This window comes from Mesorhizobium sp. Root102, from assembly GCF_001425625.1.
Taxonomy (GTDB): Bacteria; Pseudomonadota; Alphaproteobacteria; order Rhizobiales; family Rhizobiaceae; genus Mesorhizobium.
This window is the reverse complement of sequence record NZ_LMCP01000010.1, coordinates 92,992-112,367: the sequence shown is the minus strand read 5'-3', so window position 1 is coordinate 112,367 and position 19,376 is coordinate 92,992. Positions and strand designations below refer to the sequence as shown.

Below are 19,376 nucleotides of genomic sequence, written 5' to 3'. Positions count from 1 at the left end.
CGAAAGCTGTCGGGCCGCTGCGCGCGCCCGATCTATCCAGGTGTCGGGAGCCTCGCCCTCGGCAACGATGCGATCATTGACGATCGAAAGTCGTACTGTATCCGGCGGATACAGCGACGCCGTCAGCCGCTTCAACACGAACTCCGGATCAAGGCTCTGATAGAATTGCCACTGTGAATGAACGCGGGCAGGATCAACCTCCGTTCCGGACAGCAGAGCTTGCGGGTCGGCGGCAAGCGGGTNGGCCTGCGCCCGGTTGATCCAGGTGGCAGGAGCCTCACCCACGACAATGATGCGACCCTGGACGATCGAAAGCCGGACCGATTTCGGCGGGGTCAGCGACGCCGTCAGTCGCTTCACCACGAACTYCGGATCAAGGCTCTGATAGAATTGCCACTGTGAATGAACGCGGGCAGGATCAACCTCCGTTCCGGACAGCAGAGCTTGCGGGTCGGCGGCAAGCGGGTCTCTCAGGCCGGCAATATAGAATTGGCCATCGCTCATCTTTTGTTCTGCAACAATGATGCCCGGCTGGGTCTCCACTCGTGACACATAGGCCTGCCAGCGCTCCGCCTCGCGTGCTTGGGGGCTTACATCGCGAACCTTGGAGATGTCGAATTCCGGTCCGCCTGCCGAAAGCTGTCGGGCCGCTGCGCGCGCCCGATCTATCCAGGTGTCGGGAGCCTCGCCCTCGGCAACGATGCGATCATTTGACGATCGAAAGTCGTACTGAATNGAACCTTGGAGATGTCGAATTCCGGTCCGCCTGCCGAAAGCTGTCGGGCCGCTGCGCGCGCCCGATCTATCCAGGTGTCGGGAGCCTCGCCCTCGGCAACGATGCGATCATTGACGATCGAAAGTCGTACTGAATCCGGCGGAGCCAGCGACGCCGTCAGCCGCTTCAACACGAACTCGGGTTCAAGGCTCTGGTAGAATTGCCACTGCGAATGAACCTGGGCGGGATCCACCTCAGTTCCAGACAACAGCGACTGCGGGTCGGCGGCAAGCGGGTCTCTCAGGCCGGCAATATAGAATTGGCCATCGCGTACCTGTTGTTCGGCAACGATGATGCCCGGCTGGGCCTCCAGTCCCGACACGTAAGCCTGCCAGCGCGACACATAAGCCTGCCAACGCTGCCCGGATTGCCAGGAAAGAAAGAACCAACCGCCTGCCAGACTCAAAAACAGCAGGGCCACGGCCGCCACCAGCCACGGAAATCCCTCGTTTGATTCCTCCTGCTTCAGCTCGACACAGGTCTGCAACTGCGCCTCTACGCCGGCCAACTGCGAACCGTCGCCGTCAAACTGCTCTAAAGCCTGTGAGGATTCCTCATGGATGCGAAGCAACACATCCCGAACTATTTCATGCAATTCCTCTGGCGGATTTCCCCGGATCACCGAAACCAGGGTCGCAAACGGTCCAACTTCTGACCAGAGACGAAGGTCGCCGAAACGAATAGTGTCCAGGCCGCTTTGCTCTTTCTCGTTAAACGAATCTTTCACAAAATCTTGAATTGCACTAAGCATCGAAGAAATGAGTTGAGGATCTTCGCTCGTTGCATTTTCGGCAGTTACGTGTGCTATCAAAAGACCGGAATTCCGGTGAATGAGAAAGGCATGTTCTACGCGGTAAACAAGAGAGTGCTTAAGAACAACTTCCGAGAAGCTTGCACCTGTTCTCCAAGCTTCAAATCTCCACTTGAGCCCATGCCAGGTGAATATATGTCTTAAAGTTTCATTCAGCGACTGAAAGGTCTGGTCGATCTTTTCCCCGATCGACTTGCGAATTGCCGGCAGAAACACCGGGTATAATATATCCGTCAGGGTGCGCGGGCTCTTCTGGATCGACCGTTGCACAGCCCTTTCGACAGCTGGCGCAAGCGCCTCGCCCAGTTGCGCATGAGACGCTCGTGCAGCCGCACTGGGAAGAACGCCGCCCACGGCTGCCGCAAGCTGCTCCGGTTCGTCCAGCAGATGCGTAACTCGTGAAAGCTCCGAGATTTCGCGACTGACCAGCAACTGGCGCAGCGTTTCCATGCGAGGATCGGCGGTTGGAACTCCTTCGAAACGCGCACGGTAATCCGGATCAACATTCCGGGCAATTTCGATCAAAAGACGAGCCAGAGCCTCGCGATCAATCTCTGTATCGTTCGAGGCTGTTCTTTGCGCAAGGTTGAATGGGTCGACGGTTGACGTCAAGGTCCCATCAACTCACTTTCCAGCTACGATCCGGGTTGCTCTTGCTGCCAACCGGATCCTGATTCAGACATTTTGCAACCTCGACAAACAGACCAGCCAAAAGATTTCGGTCGGTCTTGACGTTGCTGAGATCAGCAAACATTTTTTCTATCAGCATCTGAACGCCTTCATTCTTCTGCTTGATTTCCTCACGCAGCAAATGATCGTTTCGATTTATCCGGTCCGAAACGTCTCGCTCAAGCGCGCTCAATTGATCCGACAACGCGCGCACCTGCTTTTCAAGTGCCTGGTTTTGCTCGCGAAGATTCCGGTCAATCTCCTTGTCGGCATCGGCTCGTGAATCTTTTTCGTTCCGCAATTGCGCCGCAAGTGAATCAACCTGCTTCTTTGCATTTGACTCGTACATGTCAAGATTGCGCTTGGCTTCCGATTCGACATCCTTGAAGCGCTGCAACACCCGTTCTTCAAGCTTGGAAAAGCGGCGGTCATAGTCCTGCATCTGGTTGCCGAACAGCAGATCACGTATCTTGTCGACACCTACGGCGTCGCCGGCGCCCCCGTTCTCGCGAGCCTGGGCCGCCATGAAGTTCAGCCCATTTCCTTCTGGGTTACCTATCAGATTTGCGTCCGCCCTATTTGCGGAAGAAGCGGTACTCGAAGTACCCGAAGATTCCTTAGCCATCCTTATGCCCCTCTATTTGAACACCTGCCACAGTGCAGAAATCCATAAACAGGCAAACATGTCAGCAAAATACCCGGCCCGCAAGCCGGACTTTTGGCGTATGCCGATTTCGTGCGTCCCTTTTACATCTCTTGGACTAGCAGCAAAAGAACGAGGCCCGATTGGTGTCGCTCTCGCGGCCCTTTGTGATAGCAGCCATAACCGGCTAATCTAATCGACCGTTGGACGCAATCTACGATAGAAATGAGTAATACAATGTCAGGATACAGCTTACTGGCCCGAAATTAAGTAACGTATTCTTTATTAGAAACATCTAAATTAGCTAATCCGGCGGCCAGCATACTGTCTCGCGCCCGGCTGTATACTACGACCATCGACCTTAGTTACCGGCGGGAACGAGCAAGCCGATCATTTTCATGATCCCTCGGATCTGGTTGGAAAGCTTTCGCGATCTTCTCGAGGGCGGCGGTCATGCGGTGTCACCGTCAACGCCCGCGTCAGTACAAGCCTTCTGCAAGCCAGGTCAGGCTTGTTCATAAGGCGGAATGGCGGGGACCAGATGATCCTCACGCGAGTGGTGAAGAAATGCGCGAACGGAAATGCTCCGGCGCATCGACCTCAACTCTAAGCCGTCGGGCATGAGCGCTTGCCATTCAAGCCTGTCTTCAAGTCTTTTTGCCTGCCTCCAATTCGCCCCGATCCCGAGAGAGCAGTGCTGCCATCCGATGCCGTCATCCGTTTTAACATTCGCCGACTCTTGCCGAAGAAAACGAAAGCTCGATGATCCAGGACAATGCTACTGGAGGCGTTGTGATGCCGATGTTCCATGCCGAGCAAACCATCAAGGCTCGTGACGGGACTTTTCGTCTAAACGGTTGAAGATAAAGAGTATCCCTGCCACGGGCGACCGCCAAGCCGCGCTGTGACCGGCAGGTGTCACAGCTTTCCTACTCTGTTGTGCTAGCTTTTTTTCTGCGTCGATTGGTGTGCGACTGCGCGACGGCCATTTTTAACTCGGGTGTGATCTCCAACGGCGCATTCTCTGCCCCATGGTGGTTTTGTAGCCCCTCGACATGGACTGTCGGAAATGGGAGTTCGATGCCCTGCTCCTTGAAGACTTGGCGGAGGCGTACATAGAACTTGCGTTTCATGCCGAAGGCGCCTCCGGGTCTGGTCATGGCCTTCACCCTCAATACGATGCCGTACTCGCCGAACTCCTGTACGCCCTGCATCTTGATCGGGTCGAGCACCCAGTTTTTGAATTCGGGATCTTCCGCAAGTTCGAGACCGATCCGCTTGATCAGCTTGCGAGCGAAGTCGATATCGGTGTCATAGCCGACAGTAATGTTGAATTTGTCGACAACCCAGTCACGGCTCTGGTTCTGGACTGCCCCGAGTTCACCGAAAGGTATGGTGAAGAGCGGACCACGATGGTGGCGCAGCTTCACCGAGCGCAGCGAGAAGCTTTCCACAGTACCCTTGTAATTGCCCGAGGAAATATATTCGCCGACACGAAACGCATCATCGAGCAGGAAAAACACGCCTGAAATAACGTCCTTGACGACGGTTTGTGCGCCAAAGCCCACCGCGACACCGACGACGCCGGCGCCGGCGATCAGTGGGCCGATCTGGATACCCATAGAGGCGAGCATCATCAGCACGGCCATCACGACGATCAGTGCGAGCAGCATGTTCTGGAGGATTGGCAAAAGCGTGTGCAGCCGCGCCTGCTGCGGATCGAGGATCGGGACGTCCTCGTCGCTGATCACAGGGTGTGGTATTTCGATGCCCAGCTTTCGTTCGATCAAAGCCCTGATGATCGACCAGCCGAGATCGGCTGCGAGGGCAATGACCACGACATTGATCAAGCCGCGCAATATGAACATCGTCGTGGTATCGCTGTCCCGCATGGATTGCATGTTCAGACCCCAGACACGCGCGAGAAAGTAAGCCGCCGCCAGGATCAAGATCATCCGGATTCCGCGATCGATGACAGCGATCGTCACCGCCGGGATCGTAGGCCGGCCGACACCTTCCGAACCCGGCCGCAGCACGAAATTAACCCCGCGCTGCATCAGCACGATTGCCAAAGGCAGGAAGAATGCGGCGAAGGTAAACCAGAAGTATGTATAAAGGCCGGCGATACGCTGCAGGAACAGGACGACGAAATAAGCAGTCAATAACCATGTCGCTTCCGCGTGACCGCTGTGGCGCGCACCACCTCGCTGCGTTCTTGGCCGACGCCAGATGGCACTCAGCAAGAGCAACAGCAGCACGAAATCGGCGCCCAGTGACAGGACCATCATTCCGTCCTGATCGATGCCGAGACCCGGCAAAAGGATAAACGCGGCGCCGAAGAAGGCGAAGACCCCGACGATCCGGGGTAGCCAATAGGACCAATGGTCAGCCACTTCGTTGGTGATCGGCAAACCGCGAACCTCGACGGCGTTCTCGACGTTCATGAAGGAAGGGACGAGCATGGCCATGACGTACAGGCGCACACCCCATGTAACGACCGCCGCCATCAGAAAGGTCAGCACAATCTCGCGGATAAGCATTGGCCAGTCGAACAACATGAACGCGCCGGCGCTGCCCAGTGCGAACGAGACGATCAGCATGCTGGAATAAAGCGCGCGCCCACCAATCTTCTTGGCTCGCCCAATGGGCGTATCCTTCGGTTGCGCGATAACCCAAAGACGAAATGGACGGGTGACTTTGTATGTCGCCCAAGTGAGCGCCAGGCCGGCAGCGATGAACATCGCAATCAGAATAAATACGCTGGCAGACCCCTTGCTGGACATGTCCTCCATGGTCTCTGCCCGAACGCGCGCGAACTGGCCTGGCAGCAGGGGCAAAGTTCGCACGATTCTCTCGATATGATGCCTGATCCGATCGAGCGTCGAGGATGCCATCGTATTCATCTGGCCGGGTGGGGCCGCGGCGCCGGACGATGCGTCGGTCGGCGAAGCTCCTGCCTCGGCAGGCGCTCCCGTGGACCCGGCGTTCTGATTTCGTTGTTCGGCCACCCAGGCCTTCACTGACGGATCGTCGAGAAGCTCGAATAGCTGTTTGACCCTTTCAGGTGGGACGGTCGCCTGCGCCTGCGCCGGACCGGCCAACAAGAGTGCGATCCCAAAGAGGAGCGGCCTGGCAATCAGGACAAACATCGCCGTCAGATCCCCGAGACGTCGTGCCAGGCGCGCCAGATTCCTGGCTCCCAATCGTCGAATCATGAGTGGCATCGTGCTGTTAACCTTCCGGTCAAATCGGCAAGCAACGACATCTATATGTCCGTTGTTGCCCTACCTTGAAGAAACCGGTGTTGCGGTGCAAGACGTCATCGTTCCGACCCAGACCGTTTGCGCCGTGTACTTGGCGGTGTTTGTTTAGCCGCCAGAGGCAGGACATTCCGACCTCGGCCCAGGCCTCCGGCCGTTCTATGAACCGGGCATCCGTGATGTTGGGCGCAGAACGCCCGGGACCAGGATCACAGGCCCATGCAACGAGGGCATGCGCGCTATTCAGCCTGTCTTCGAGTCTTTTTTGCCTGCCTCTAATTCGCCCCGATCTTGACAGGGCAGTGCTGCCATCCGATGCCGTCACCCGTTTTTGACATTCGCCGACTCTTGCCGAAGAAAACGAAAGCTCGATGATCCAAGACAATGCTACCGTAGGCGATGGGGTACCAATGTTCAATGCCGAACAAACCATCGGCGCAACGCTTGCCAGCATCCGCTGGCAGACCTATCAGGCACTGGATATAGTCGTGGTGGACGATGGGTCGACGGACGGATCAGCGTCGAACAGCGTCCCTGAGGATCGTTTCCTTTGGCAGGAAATCGCCGGCCATGTTTCGGGACTTTTGTTCTACCTTCGAACCAGGCACGGGTAAGACGGCGTGGCGCATAATCCCTTGGTTTCAATCGTGGTTCCTGCGCACAATGCGGAGGCAACGCTGGCGCGCGCACTCGATTGCCTTCTCGATCAGGAAATAGTGGATTGGGAGGCGATCATCGTCGACGACGCCTCCACGGACCGCACCCCCGCGATCATCGCGGGTTATGTGGAGCGCGATGCCCGCTTTCGAACGTTGAGCTCCTGCGCGCACAGCGCCGCCGGCGCCCGCAACAGCGGGATTTCAACAGCGCGCGGGCACTGGCTGATGTTTCTGGATGCGGACGATTGGGTGGATGCCGGGTTCCTTGCGAAAATGCTGGCCGCGCTGAAAACCGCTCCCGCTGCAGTGGCCGCCTATTGCGGTTCCCGGCGCGCGATGCCCGATGACGAACTCACCCCGCCGAGCATCTCGACGGAGGTTGCGACCCAGCCCTTCGAAACATTCGCCCGCCAGTGTGCCATCGCCACTCACGCGCTGCTGGTCGACCGGGAGACAATTGTCGGGTTGGGCGGTTTCGATGTGTCGCTGCGCACCTGCGAGGACTGGGATCTATGGCAGCGCCTCGCGCGTCTGGGCAAAAATTGGGTGATGGTCGACGAGCCGCTCGCTTTCTATCGTATCAGCCCCGAGGCGCTCTCCCGCAATTCGACGCAGATGCTGGCAGATGCGGAAATCGTCATCGCCCGCGGCTTTTCTCCTGATCCCAGGGTCAAACACCCGGCATCGGCTCACGCAAATGGAGCGATCGAGGCGAACGGCGGCACCGCCTCCGAGGCACTCGCGTGGTTCGCGTTGTGGAATGCCGCGTCGGATTGCGGCAGCGGCTCAGGCTCGATCGACCCGCAGCTCCTGCGCGCGCTTCCGGCAGGACGCAAATGGGCACGTGAGATCGCCAAGGTGGCCGTCGATGGTCTTGCGGTAGGAAGCCTGTCGGTGCCGGCGCAATTGGCCGCTAGGTGGGACAGGTTCGGCGGCGCCATCACCGGGTTGATTACCGAACTGGGCAATGTCTGGGACAATCTCGCAGCGGCTCGCCGCGTTCAGTATCATCTTGAGCAAATGCTTCTCGACGTCGACGATCTTGCCGCGCCGCGCAGGCTGGCGAGGACACTTGGAATTCGCGTCGACGCTCGAAATCCGACCTCGACCGAACTGCCGCAAGGTGTCGATCAAATCTATGCCTACCTGATGGTGGATGGCCAGATCGAAACTATCGTGCAGTTCGGCGTACTCGGGACAGTGACAAGGGATCATTGGATTGAACTGATCGAACCGCAAAAGGACGCCGGTGCCGACACGTCAAACACGCTTGCAGCCGAGGCACTGTTGACCACAGCGGAGCGCCAGCCTGATCCGGACAGCCACTTCGGCAAACTCGCGCGATTGGCCACGCAAGCGTGGGAGCTGGTTCGGTCGAGCGCCGAACCTGCGGAGCCTCCTGCGGCGCCCCGCCGCGCACGGGCCAGGCACGACAAGGATCGCACGTCGTTCTGGAATGGCTATTTCGCGACCGAGGATCCCTGGAACTACGGTTCGTCCTATGAGCAGGAAAAATACGAGCGGCAGCTCGAGATTCTGCCTGCCGGTCCCATCGGACGGGTGCTTGAGCTGGCCTGCGCGGAGGGCCACTTCACGCGGCAGCTGGCGCCGCGAGTGGGCCATTTGACCGCAACCGACATCTCCGCCATAGCCGTCGGACGGGCCCGCGCGCGATGCAGCGATCAGCCGAATATTGAGTTCGGCGTACTGGATTTCTCCGCCGACACGCTGCCGGGAGAGATGGATCTGATCTTCTGTTCGGAAGTGCTCTACTACCTGGATGATCTCGCCGAGTTGCGGCGCATTGCCAAAAAATTCGCTGAGGCGTTGGCGCCTGGCGGCAGTTTCATCAGCGCACACGCATTCGTGCTGCGTGACAATGTTGAAAGGACTGGCTTCGATTGGAACACATTCGGTGCACAAGCGATCGCAGAGACGCTGGCAGCGACGGAAGGTCTCGTCCTCGAGCAATCGATCCAGACCGAGCTCTATCGCATAGACCGCTTCCGCCGCCTGTCACCGGACGATGTGGCGACGGAACCGATGATAGATCATGTGCCGATCCGCGCGCCCATCGGAATCGGGGTCGCGCGAAATATCGTCTGGGGCGGGGCGCGGGCCTTGCGCCGCGACGTCGCGCGTAGCGAGCGGCGGCAGCGTATTCCTGTCCTCATGTATCACAGCGTCGCCGATGAAGGTCCGGCCGCGCTCGCCCGTTTTCGGCTCACGCCCGCCGCATTCGCCAGCCAGATGGCATGGCTGCGCGCCAATGGCTTTCACGCCGTTAGGTCCGAGCAGCTGGAAGAGTCCATCGCCAACCGTCAGCCTTTCGTTGGCCGCCCGGTTCTCATCACCTTCGATGACGGCTTCCAGAACTTTGCCGACCATGCCTGGCCGACCTTGCGCGCGAACGACCTGACCGCGGAAGTGTTCCTGGTGACGGACCTGGTGGGTGAAAGTGCACAGTGGGACGCCGACAGCGGTCCGCCGACGCAGCTTATGGACGCCGGGACGGTGCGACGCCTTTCCGCCGAAGGTGCGCTCTTCGGAAGCCATCTGGCGACGCATCGCGCGATCGATGGTCTGTCGAGTTCTGACCTGGCCTCCGAGCTCCTGCGCTCTCGTATGTTCATCGAACGGTGGACTGGTCGGCCAACCACGGCGCTCGCGGCACCCTTCTCCGTCACCGACCGACGGCTTGGCCGGCTGGCCAGGGAGTGCGGCTATCGCGTGGGCTTCGGCGGCAGACACGGGCCCGCCGACCTCGACTGCGATCCCCTCGATCTTCCGCGCATCGAGATTCGTGGGGACCGATCGCTCGATGACTTTGTTGCCGTTGTCGAGGCCGTGCTCGATTAAACGGTGAACTTGGTCAGTGTCATTATTTCCGCTCACAATGCGCAAGATCGACGAGATGCTTCGCGGCGTGACCTTGCGGTCCTTTGGAGCGCTAGAGATATTGCTGTTGCCGATGGCTCACGCGACCAGACTGCGGCGATCGCCCGATTTCCGCGGAGATCGACACGCGCGTGCGGCTGATCGAGCAAGATGCGGCCGCCGCCGCCCGTAATACAGATACCAAGAACTAAACTTAGGGACGCCTGCTTTGGAATGGGAACCCCGTCGCAAGACCGCGAGCAACAGATCATTTCGGAGTGAATGAACCAACATGGTATCCAGGACCACCCCCAACCCCTCCACATGAGACCCTTCAGCTCGGTTCTATTCCGCGCCAGGCGTGAGCGAGCTGCTTGCCGGCCGAGGCATCGTCGCGTTTGATGCGCCTCTTCGAGGTGTAGAGGGCGATGCGACTGTCTATCGTATTATGCAGGGATAGACGGGACTGCGTTCCGCAAACTATCAGCCGTTGCCTCGGCCCCCTTCCGGTCAAAAAACATAGCTGCATCGCCGGAACATACTCCTGCAGGGGTCTCTATTGGGCGACTTGGGACACGGCTGACATCAGCTCCTGCGGGCTTGGCGCCCCAAACATGTATCGCCCACCCTCTGGAACCTCCGTGAAGCTCCAGCGGACGATCCCCTGCCGGTCCAGTAGGAACTGACCTATCAGTTGTCCGTGTCCCGTTGCCATCATCTGCTCGTCGGCTTCGGTCACTTCATAATTGTCCTTCTTGTCGAGGAATTCGCTGGCCGCAAAAGGATCCATTGGACCGGGCAACTCGCCTGGTACGTCGACCCGCATATCCTTTGCCGCTGCGATCGAGACCTTGTACGGCCAGTTCGTCTCGTTTTGGGTGAATTCGAGATTGGGCAGTCCAAAGGCACGATGTGAAGCGCGTTCAGGGTCGGAGGCCGCAAGCAGATTCGGCATCGGGTGGTAGCGGAAATAGAGACGCGCCCGTTCGATCGGCGTGTTGACCACCGTCAGGCTCTGCACGCCCTTTTCACGCAGCTCCGGATCAAGCCGCGCCTGGGCGGCGATATGGCGCCGGCAAAACGCACAATGCAGACCTCGAAACAGGCCGACCAGCACCGGTTTTTGTCCGCGAAAGTCGTCAAGCGCGATCTTGCCTTCCTGGGTTATGGCGTCGAGTATCAGGTTGGGCGCACGGTCGCCCGGTTGAAGTGGCACCAAGTCAATACGCGCGGACATTTCCAACCTCCAACCCGGCTAGTCGAGAAAAGGCAGCACCACAAGCGCTTCCGGGTCGAGCCCGTGCTGGGCGCATATATCCTGCGCCAAGGAAAAGTAGCGTTCGGCCTCGGCCAGATTGTCGAGGTCGAGATTAAGCGTTGCAAGACCATCATAGCACGGAAACAGCAGTTGGGGTTCGCCCGTTTCGCGGGCTACGTCCAGTGCTTCGTGGAACAACCCAACCGCCAGTTCCGGACGGCCGTTGCACTGGTGGATCTGCCCAAGCACGATCAACGGCACCGGCAGGTGCTCGCGCTGGTCGAGCGCCCGGTCGATCTCGATGGCCTTCTCGGCAGCAGGCACGCCCTCCGTTGGACAGCGATCCGTGAAAGTGCAACAAGCGACCGCCAGATTGGCGAGGAGGCGCGCCTGGAAACCCAAATCACCAATACGGCGCGCTACTTCAAGACCGCGCCGACAGACCTCCATCGCCTGTGCCGGATCGATGGTCGTGTAAAGCACGCCGAGATTGGTGTAGCCGCGGCAGGCCGCGCCCAGTAGACCGGCGGCTTCGGCCAATTCAATGCTATGCTCAACCTGACGCACGGCTTCACGGTTTCGCCCAAGGCGAGCCAGCGCGACAGCCTTGGTATTGAGTGCCTCGGCGGTCACAAGAGTGGCATCACGCCCTACTTCGGAGACATGCTCCGTTGTCAGAGTGCGTACGCAATCCAGCGCCGCGTCTGCCCATTTTGCCGCGAGAGCGTGATCTCCGCTACGGAACGCCTGTCGGCCACGTTCTTGCCAGAGATGCGCCTGCTCGATCGGGGCATCCGCTCCATCGAGGAGCGCTGCCGCCTCAGCATAGCGGGGTTCTGCCTTGTCCCGCTTGCCGACGTCCCAGAGCAGCCGACCGATCTTACGCAAAACTCGCGCCGACGCGACGCGATTGGCCGACTCGCGGTATACCTGCAACACCGTCTCGTAGTGGTGGTGCGCGATCTCGCGGCGGCCTGCCGGGCCGCTCAAATCGGCTATGCGCTCTGCAATTGCCAGTTTGAGCGGTGTTTGCCCGGTCGCGTCCAACGCAGTCAGTGCTCGCTCGTAGAAACGAAGGGCGTCGTCATTGGCGTATATCATGCGAGCGCGATCTCCTGCCGCCTGCAGGTAATGCGCGCCCTTCTCCCGCTCGGCGCTCTGTGCGAAATGATGACCAAGCACGGTCAAATCCTCGAGCCGTTCCGGCTTGTCGCCGCACAGTTGCTCCAAGGCAGCACCGATCCGCCCGTGGATTTCGGTCCGGCGTTGCAGGAGCAGATTCTGGTAGATCACGTCCTGCAGCAATGTTTGCGTAAAGCGGTAGCTTTGCGACGAGACCGATCCTGATCCGGCAACTTCCTCGATGATTTCCGCATCGCAAAGTAGTTCGCAGCCGGCTTCTAGCCGGGCGGGGTCGGCTGTCACGGTTTTCAGAAGTGTGGCATCGAAGCGCGGGCCGATTACCGCGGCTTCCTGGGCCAACCGGCGCACCTCTTGTGGCAGCCGGTCGACGCGAGCAAGCAACATTGCCTGGATAGTGGCGGGAATGCCGGTTGCGACTTCGCCTGTCGCAGTCCGCCATCGCTGGCCCTCGCGCATCAGTACACCGCGATCGATAAGGCCGCGAACGATCTCCTCTACAAAAAGGGGGTTGCCGCCCGCGCGCTCGAGGATCTGGCCGAGAAGCCCTCCTGCGGAGTTTACCCAGCTCTCGCCGAAAAGCGCCGCCAGCAGGCTGCGTCCGTCATCACTGTTGAGCGGCGAAAGCCTCAGCGCTGTGTGACTGACCCGACTTGAGTCGAGCTGGCCGTTGTCCGGCGCCGGGCGATGCGTGACCAGCAACATCAACCGCGTGCGTTCCAACCTGTCCATCACGAAACGCAGTGCCTCGAGCGACACGGCGTCGGCCCAGTGCAGGTCTTCGACGACAATCAATAGCGGCGACAGCGCAAGCCGCCGTTCGATGATTGTGCGGACTGCGTAGAGAATTTGCCGCCGCAGCTGCTCGGGCTCTATATGCTGCAAGGTGGCATCGGGGTCGCCAAGGCCAAGCACATGGTAGAGCAAAGGCATCAGCCGCTTCGCCTCGTCGCCCTGCAGGCCGAGATCGGCAAGCAAGCCTGCGAGCTTCCCCCGCATTTCGTCCCCATTGTCGTTTTGCATCATCCCGGCAGCGCTGCGCACCACTGCACCCAAGGCGCCGAATGATTGTTCGCCCAGCGGTGAGCACGTGGCCTGCCGCACGGCGACGTTGCGAAAACGATCCTCGTCGCCGACGCGGGCGACGAACTCCTTCACCAGCCGCGATTTCCCGATACCGGCTTCTCCGACGAGGCGGACAAGTTGGGCCGAGCCGCCGCACGCCTGGTCAAGGCTCGCCAGCATTCTATTGAGCTCCGCACCACGACCTATCATTGGGGCACTGAGGCCGAGCGCCTCGAGCCCACGCGCTGCGCGCGGCGCCGCTAGCGGTGCGTCCAGTCGATGGACGAGCACACTGCCAGCCTTGCCGCGAAGCACGACATCACCCATCGACTCGTAAGAGAAGGCATGCCGGGTCAGCCTGTGAGTGAGCTCGCCTACCAGCACCTCACCCGGTGCGGCCAGCGATTGCAGGCGTTGCGCCGTATTCACGGTGTCGCCGGTCACCGAATAGGATTTGGCGGTGCCGATGCCCAATCCGCCAGTAACGACCGGACCAGTGTTTATGCCGATGTGGAGTAACAGAGGCGAGCCGGAGTGGGAGGTGCTTTTGCCGAGCCGCGCCGTCCGGGCGATCATGTCGAGAGCGGCGCGAAGCGCACGTTCCGGATCGTCCTCATGCGCAACCGGCGCTCCGAACAAAGCGAGCAGTGCATCGCCGATGAATTTGTCGACGAAACCACCGAAGTTTCGCACGGCCGCCGTCAATTCCTTGAACAGTTCGTTCTGCAGCGTTTGCATGACCTCGGGGTCGAGCTGCTCGCTGAGCGTCGTGAAGCCACAAAGGTCGGCGAACAGGACCGTTACCGTCCGGCGATCGGCGTCAGAGACGGGATGCAGCCCTTCTTCGCTTTCGATGTTCGCAAGCAGCGACGGAGTTCGAGAAGGCGGCACAATGGTTCGGCTTGGTGTCGGAGCAGGCCGTTCGACGGCTTTTGCGGGCGCACCGACGCTTGCCCCACATTTCGGACAGAACTCGAAATCAGGTGCGCAGAGGTAGCCGCAGCTGGCGCATGGCACGGGCTGGCGCCTGCCACACTTCGGACAGAAGGCATAACCGCCCTCAATCTCGAAACCGCAGCCCGAGCAGTCCATGGACACCTCACCCGAGCATGATCCCGAAAAGTGTGAAGCGGTTTTCGGACGACATCATGCTCTATCTCTTTGACCTAGAGACGGATTCAGATTTCAGGTCGATTCGACCTGAAATCATCCGGCTCTTGGGGCCATGACGCGTGATCTCGCCACGCTCTTCACGGCCAGGGTATTCACAAGGATGAACCGATAGCCGTCAACCGGCAAGCGGCAGCGCAAATGGGCATCCGTGGGTCCGGTGGCGGAGCGCTGCCGATTCGGGCTGCTGCGTGGCCGTCGTTTGCGAAAGTTCTCTCGTACCCCTCCGTCTTCCTGCTATCATGGAGATGAGGAGACGGACCCTTGAGCGAGAATCGCAGGCTAGTCGCAATCCTGGCTGCAGATGTAGTTGGATACAGCCGGCTCGCCAGCGCGGACGAAGACCGTACTTTGGCGAGGTTGCGCGCGCTGCGCAGCGACCTGATCGATCCGACCATCGCCGTGCACCACGGGCGGGTGATCAAGCGCACCGGGGATGGGGCGCTGGTTGAGTTCCGCAGTGTGGTGGATGCCGTGCGCTGCGCCGTTGAGATTCAGAACGTTATGGTCGAGCGCAATGCCGGCGTGCCGCAGGACCGTCGCATCGAGTTCAGGATCGGCATCCATCTGGGGGATGTGGTCGAAGAGAGCGACGGCGACCTGATGGGCGACGGCGTCAACATCGCCTCGCGTCTGGAGGGCGTCGCGGCGCCCGGCGCCATCTGCCTGTCCGAGGACGCCTATCGCCAGGTCAAAGCGCGGCTCGACCTCTCGGTCAGCGATCTCGGCAGCACGCAGCTCAAGAACATAGCCGAGCCGATCCGGGTCTATTCGCTGCAAGTCGGCAGCGCCGAGACCAAGGCGGCCGCGACCTCGCAAACCGCGACGAGCCGGCCGGCGACGGCAGCGCCGCCGAAGCTGTCGATCGCCGTCCTGCCGTTCGCCAACATGAGCGGTGATGCCGAACAGGACTACTTCGCTGACGGCATCTCTGAAGACATCATCACGGCGCTGTCCAAACTGTCGCAGCTCTTCGTCATCGCACGCAATTCCTCGTTCACCTTCAAGGGCCAGAACGTCCATGTGCAGGAGGTGGGCACGAAGCTCGGCGTGCGGCATGTACTCGAGGGCAGCGTACGCAAGTCGGGGAACAGGGTGCGCATCACCGCGCAGCTCATCGATGCAATTTCGGGCGGCCATCTTTGGGCGGAGCGGTTCGATCGTGACCTGACCGATATATTCGCCGTGCAGGACGACGTGACGCAGCAGATCGTCGGTGCGCTAGCGCTCAACCTGACTGAGGATGCCCCTCAGCGGCGGGCGCCCGAGCACCCGCGCAACTCGGAGGCGTATGACTGTTTCCTGCGAGGCCGGGAGCTGTGGCACCGGCTGACGAAGGACACGAACGTCGCCGCCCGCGAACTCTTGCAACGTGCCACCGAACTGGACCCGAAGTTTGCCTCTGCCTACGCTTTCCTCGCTCTCACTCACGGAATCGACTACCTGAACAGGTGGGTTGCGTCGCCGCCGGAATCGATGGCGCAAGCGGAAGAAGCCGCGACACGAGCGGTAACGCTGGATGACAGCGATCCCTGGGCGCACTGGGCGCTGGCGATAGCCAAGCTGTACACACGACGGCACGATGAGGCCATCGACGAGGTCGAGCGCGCACTGGTCCTCAATCCTAACTTCGCCGAAGCGCACGTCTGCCTCGGCGAGGCGATGTACTATTCGGGCAGATCCGAGGAAGCCCTCGATAGTTTCGCCCGGGGAAAGACCTTGAACCCATATTTTCCGGATGTGCTTCTGCACTTCCAGGCTTTGGCGTCGTTTCAACTGGAAAGGTACGAAGAGGCCGTTGACCTCTTGCTGCAACGGCTGGCTCGCAATGCCGCCACCGACGTCTCGCGCGCGCTTCTGGCCGCCAGCTACGGCCATCTGGGCCGTTTGGAGGAAGCCCGCGCGGCATGGCAGGAGGTGCTTCGCGTCAATCCCGACTATTCGCTGGAATACCGTCGCAAAGTCTTGCCTTACAAGAACCCTGCCGATTTCGAACTCATGGTCGCCGGGCTCCGCAAGGCCGGTGTGGTGCAATGACCGGGTAGCGGCCGGATCAGAGGCCGGAGGCCCGGCCTATCTTGCGCCACCGGGCGTTTTCGCGAACCAGTTTCAGGTCGTCGGTCGTCTCGGCAAATGTCCGCAAACGGTATTGCCGGAGCAGGTCCGGGAACAGCGCCCCTTCCGGCAGGCCGGCAAGCTGGTCGCGAACCGACATCTTTTGATCGATGACCCGCATGCCCCAGGCATTTTCCCGAACCTGCAGCTCCGCAGCCAGATCGCGCTCTTCCGGCGCGTCTTCATCCAGCGCAGCCAGCAGGATCGAGTGGAAGAGCGCTACATAGCCAATCTGCCTCAGGCCGCCCACAATCCGCACGCGCGGCAATATGGCAAGGACGAGGACCATCAGGAACAGGTTCGGCAACAGCACGCCGTCCAGCAGCGCCTGCTTGAGATGCGGCCGCTCGAACGGGATGGAAAGACCATGCGGCCGGTCAGGCTCGATCAGCTGCCCGTTCTCGAGGACGAGCTTGCGCACACGTTCCTCGCGGATGCCCCAGAAATAGGCCGTGGCGTTGGGCAGGAACCTGCCAAATGGGCCCGACGCAGCCTCTTGCAAGGCATGTTCGAGACGCCGGCGCCTTGCGGGCTCAAGGAGCAGCCTGGAAAGAAGGCTGCTGTCATGTTCCAGATGCCGCGCCACTGCAGAAGCGGCGAGCCGATCGTCTATGAAGATCGGCAGGGCCATGCCGGAACGATCCCAATCGGCGACCAGGTCTTCGTTGAGTTCTGTCAGCGCATCGGCGGCGGTTCCAAACACCTTATCCTGGCTGGCGAGCAGTGTGTCCAGCCAGCGGCTGGCGTCCGTTTCGTCGCCCACGGCTTCGAGCGCGCGCCTGTTGAGGGTGACGGGACCGGCCGCGCAGACGCTTTTGCGGCACAGTTTGTGGCGCCCCATGCCAAACAGGTTGACCTTGTCGTCGCCGACATCGAGCCATCCCGGTCCCTCCTGGCCCACGGTCTCCATGGTCATCGTCGTTCCCATGAAGCCGAAGAAGGCCGACAGCCCGTTTTCGACCGCGCCGAGCCAGGCAAGCAGCAGGGCATCGAAGGTAATCCGGTCCATCAGCAGCAGGCAGTGCAGGCCGGACTGGATCACCGGTCTGTGCTCGAATTCGTCGAGCGCCTTGCCGATCTCTTCGGGCTGCATGATCGCAGCAAGGCGCTGATGCAGAACGTCGCGCAGGATCGAGCGGGCGGCGATCGCCGCGCCCGATGCAGGCCTTGCCACCGGCCGCCACAGATGGCGGGCGTATTCGGAAACCGGCGCATTCCAGTTCTGCTCGATGTCATGCACCACTTCCGGGCAGAGCAGCGACAGCACGGCCAGAATTTCCGCCGGAGGCGCAGGGGCTGGGGCAAGGATGGCGGTCATCAGAACCGCAGCCGCGCCATGCTCAGGAGGTCGTGGTACTGCCCGTCGGTAAAGCCGGCCTTCACATGCCGGCCTTCGACCTCGAAGCCGTGGCTGGTGTAGAGGCGGATGGCCGGTTCGTTGTCGGCATAGACGGTCAATTCGACCCGCTTCAGGGCGCGCCAGTTGTCGGCCACATCAAGCAGCGCGGCGAGTATCGCAGAGCCGATGCCCTTGCCGACAAAGCCATCGTCAAGGCCGATGTTGATCTCGCCTATATGCGAACGGCGCGGCGAACCCTGCACGACCAGGCTGCCATGGCCGACCACCTTGCCGTCCATCTCGGCAACGATCCAGGTGGTTTCCGGACCGGACTTGGCGATGCGCCGCTCCACCTGCTCCACCATCTCGAACGGCATCCTGAGCGTGCCCCAGCGAAAGCCGGGCATGTTGAAGATGGCGCAAAGCGCCTCCGCATCGTTTGGCCGGACGGCCCGGAGCTGCGGCTGGATTTTTTCGTAGGAGGTCGTGCTGGTCATGGCGGCTCTGGCGGATGCAATCGGTCCGGCACGATGCACCGGACATCACCTGAAAATCCAGCCGTCTCTATACCCTATGATGCCGATTGCGCGCTGAAATACCGGGAAGCGGCGGTAAGTTTGACGCCGCCACTGACGCCGATCCAGCCGAAAAGGGCGAGCCAGCACAATGTCTTGGTCGCCGTCCAGTCGATCCGGTGCACCGCAGCGTCGGTGATGATAAGGCCAAGAATGGCGAGCAGGCCAACCAGAAACTGCGCCAGGCCGAGCACCAGCAGCTCCTCGCGCGGTGCGCTTTTCCAGACGAGATAGGTGCCGCCAGCGCCAGCGAGGAAGATGGCGCTGTAGACTTGGGCGTGAAAGGGATCGACCGGCCATGGCCAGGTGCTGCTGACCATCAGGGGAAACAGCAACATGCCGACGCCATAGAGCCCAAGGATCGCCGTTTCTGCCAACATGTAGCCGCGCCATGCGGGGTTCAGGGTCACGCCTTTTGCTGAAGGTCGGCCCCTGGCCCGCCACAGGAACAGCCCGGATATCGCGGCCGAGGCAAGATAGACCAGGAACCACAGCCATGTCGCTTTGCGCTCGAAGTTGAAATAGCCGAGATTGATGAACGAAGCCGCCGACACGATGACGGTGAAGATGAAGGCCATGACGAGCACCAGCCGGCCGGGCGACCAGCGATTCCAGAACAAGAGCGCCGCCATCACCGCCATTTCGGCGGTGTAGAAGCCGCCAAGGAAGCGGGCACTGAATGGCGTGACAGGCCAGGGCCAACGCGGCTTGACCAGTGCCGGCGCGAAAAACAGGCCGGCACCTACGATCAGGACGATGATGACCCCTAAGGAGAAAATGCGCAGGGCCGCCGGAAATGGCGGGTTGTCGGATGTCGGCATGGAGACCCCCCAAAATGCATGCCCAATGTACCATCATAGTGCCGCTTGCGGCCGGTGAAAATCGGCGGACGGAAATTGAACTGTCACCAGGCTTGTCTATTCGAATGGCCGTACGGCCCGTTTCGGCGTAAAATGACGGACTCGGACCAAGGAGCGGTCCGGTCAACCCGCCTCGGGTGGCGCATTTTCCGGAGCCTGC

General features: G+C 60.5%; 10 protein-coding genes and 1 pseudogene. 3 read left to right on the top strand and 8 right to left on the bottom strand.

Going from position 1 to position 19,376, the window contains the following annotated elements:
- Nucleotides 1-243: 243 nt before the first annotated feature.
- The 3 genes and pseudogenes from ASD12_RS35255 to ASD12_RS10595 all read right to left on the bottom strand — a co-directional run.
- Nucleotides 244-543: pseudogene (locus ASD12_RS35255) on the bottom strand (OmpA family protein); the annotation flags it as partial.
- Between the two features lie 1,662 nt (nucleotides 544-2,205).
- Nucleotides 2,206-2,781, bottom strand: a complete 576-nt coding sequence (locus ASD12_RS10600) for a hypothetical protein (RefSeq protein WP_244482820.1) — start codon at nucleotides 2,779-2,781, stop codon at nucleotides 2,206-2,208.
- A 1,046-nt stretch (nucleotides 2,782-3,827) separates the two neighbouring features.
- Nucleotides 3,828-6,047, bottom strand: a complete 2,220-nt coding sequence (locus tag ASD12_RS10595; RefSeq protein ID WP_056585155.1) for a mechanosensitive ion channel family protein — start codon at nucleotides 6,045-6,047, stop codon at nucleotides 3,828-3,830.
- 521 nt (nucleotides 6,048-6,568) lie between these two features.
- Between ASD12_RS10595 and ASD12_RS35250 the strand changes: the two genes are divergently transcribed.
- Nucleotides 6,569-6,772, top strand: a complete 204-nt coding sequence (locus ASD12_RS35250) for a glycosyltransferase (RefSeq protein WP_056585142.1) — start codon at nucleotides 6,569-6,571, stop codon at nucleotides 6,770-6,772.
- 6 nt (nucleotides 6,773-6,778) lie between these two features.
- Entirely contained in the window at nucleotides 6,779-9,676 is a 2,898-nt protein-coding gene (locus tag ASD12_RS10585; RefSeq protein WP_056585140.1) for a trifunctional glycosyltransferase/class I SAM-dependent methyltransferase/polysaccharide deacetylase, read from the top strand.
- 574 nt (nucleotides 9,677-10,250) lie between these two features.
- Here the strand turns inward: ASD12_RS10585 and ASD12_RS10580 are convergent.
- The gene (locus ASD12_RS10580; RefSeq protein ID WP_056585138.1) at nucleotides 10,251-10,931 is read right to left on the bottom strand and encodes a redoxin domain-containing protein; all 681 of its coding nucleotides are present in this window, start codon (nucleotides 10,929-10,931) and stop codon (nucleotides 10,251-10,253) included.
- Between the two features lie 18 nt (nucleotides 10,932-10,949).
- Nucleotides 10,950-14,249: an adenylate/guanylate cyclase domain-containing protein gene (locus ASD12_RS10575; protein WP_056585136.1), complete on the bottom strand. Its 3,300-nt coding sequence runs from the start codon at nucleotides 14,247-14,249 to the stop codon at nucleotides 10,950-10,952.
- Nucleotides 14,250-14,591: 342 nt separating this feature from the next.
- On the opposite strand from ASD12_RS10575, the gene ASD12_RS10570 reads away from it, so the two are divergent.
- On the top strand, nucleotides 14,592-16,364 hold the full coding sequence (locus tag ASD12_RS10570; protein ID WP_056585134.1) for an adenylate/guanylate cyclase domain-containing protein: 1,773 nt from the start codon (nucleotides 14,592-14,594) through the stop codon (nucleotides 16,362-16,364).
- A gap of 16 nt (nucleotides 16,365-16,380) precedes the next feature.
- On the opposite strand, the gene ASD12_RS10565 is transcribed toward ASD12_RS10570, so the two are convergent.
- The 3 genes from ASD12_RS10565 to ASD12_RS10555 all read right to left on the bottom strand — a co-directional run bounded on the left by ASD12_RS10565 (nucleotide 16,381) and on the right by ASD12_RS10555 (nucleotide 19,177).
- Nucleotides 16,381-17,760: a hypothetical protein gene (locus tag ASD12_RS10565; protein ID WP_056585132.1), complete on the bottom strand. Its 1,380-nt coding sequence runs from the start codon at nucleotides 17,758-17,760 to the stop codon at nucleotides 16,381-16,383.
- Complete coding sequence (locus tag ASD12_RS10560; protein ID WP_056585129.1) at nucleotides 17,760-18,278, bottom strand: GNAT family N-acetyltransferase; 519 nt, start codon at nucleotides 18,276-18,278, stop codon at nucleotides 17,760-17,762. The genes ASD12_RS10565 and ASD12_RS10560 overlap by 1 nt, the downstream gene beginning before the upstream one ends.
- A gap of 74 nt (nucleotides 18,279-18,352) precedes the next feature.
- A complete protein-coding gene (locus tag ASD12_RS10555) occupies nucleotides 18,353-19,177 on the bottom strand; it encodes a hypothetical protein (protein ID WP_056585127.1) in 825 nt (274 codons plus the stop codon).
- Nucleotides 19,178-19,376: the final 199 nt, after the last annotated feature.

Excerpts from the sequence above, each read along its gene's own strand:
- ASD12_RS10580 (WP_056585138.1), bottom strand. The coding sequence starts at position 10,931 with ATGTCCGCGCGTATTGACTTGGTGCCACTTCAACCGGGCGACCGTGCG.
- ASD12_RS10600 (WP_244482820.1), bottom strand. The coding sequence starts at position 2,781 with ATGGCGGCCCAGGCTCGCGAGAACGGGGGCGCCGGCGACGCCGTAGGT.
- ASD12_RS10595 (WP_056585155.1), bottom strand. The coding sequence starts at position 6,047 with ATGTTTGTCCTGATTGCCAGGCCGCTCCTCTTTGGGATCGCACTCTTG.
- ASD12_RS35250 (WP_056585142.1), top strand. The coding sequence starts at position 6,569 with ATGTTCAATGCCGAACAAACCATCGGCGCAACGCTTGCCAGCATCCGC.
- ASD12_RS10555 (WP_056585127.1), bottom strand. The coding sequence starts at position 19,177 with ATGCCGACATCCGACAACCCGCCATTTCCGGCGGCCCTGCGCATTTTC.
- ASD12_RS10565 (WP_056585132.1), bottom strand. The coding sequence starts at position 17,760 with ATGACCGCCATCCTTGCCCCAGCCCCTGCGCCTCCGGCGGAAATTCTG.
- ASD12_RS10575 (WP_056585136.1), bottom strand. The coding sequence starts at position 14,249 with ATGGACTGCTCGGGCTGCGGTTTCGAGATTGAGGGCGGTTATGCCTTC.
- ASD12_RS10560 (WP_056585129.1), bottom strand. The coding sequence starts at position 18,278 with ATGACCAGCACGACCTCCTACGAAAAAATCCAGCCGCAGCTCCGGGCC.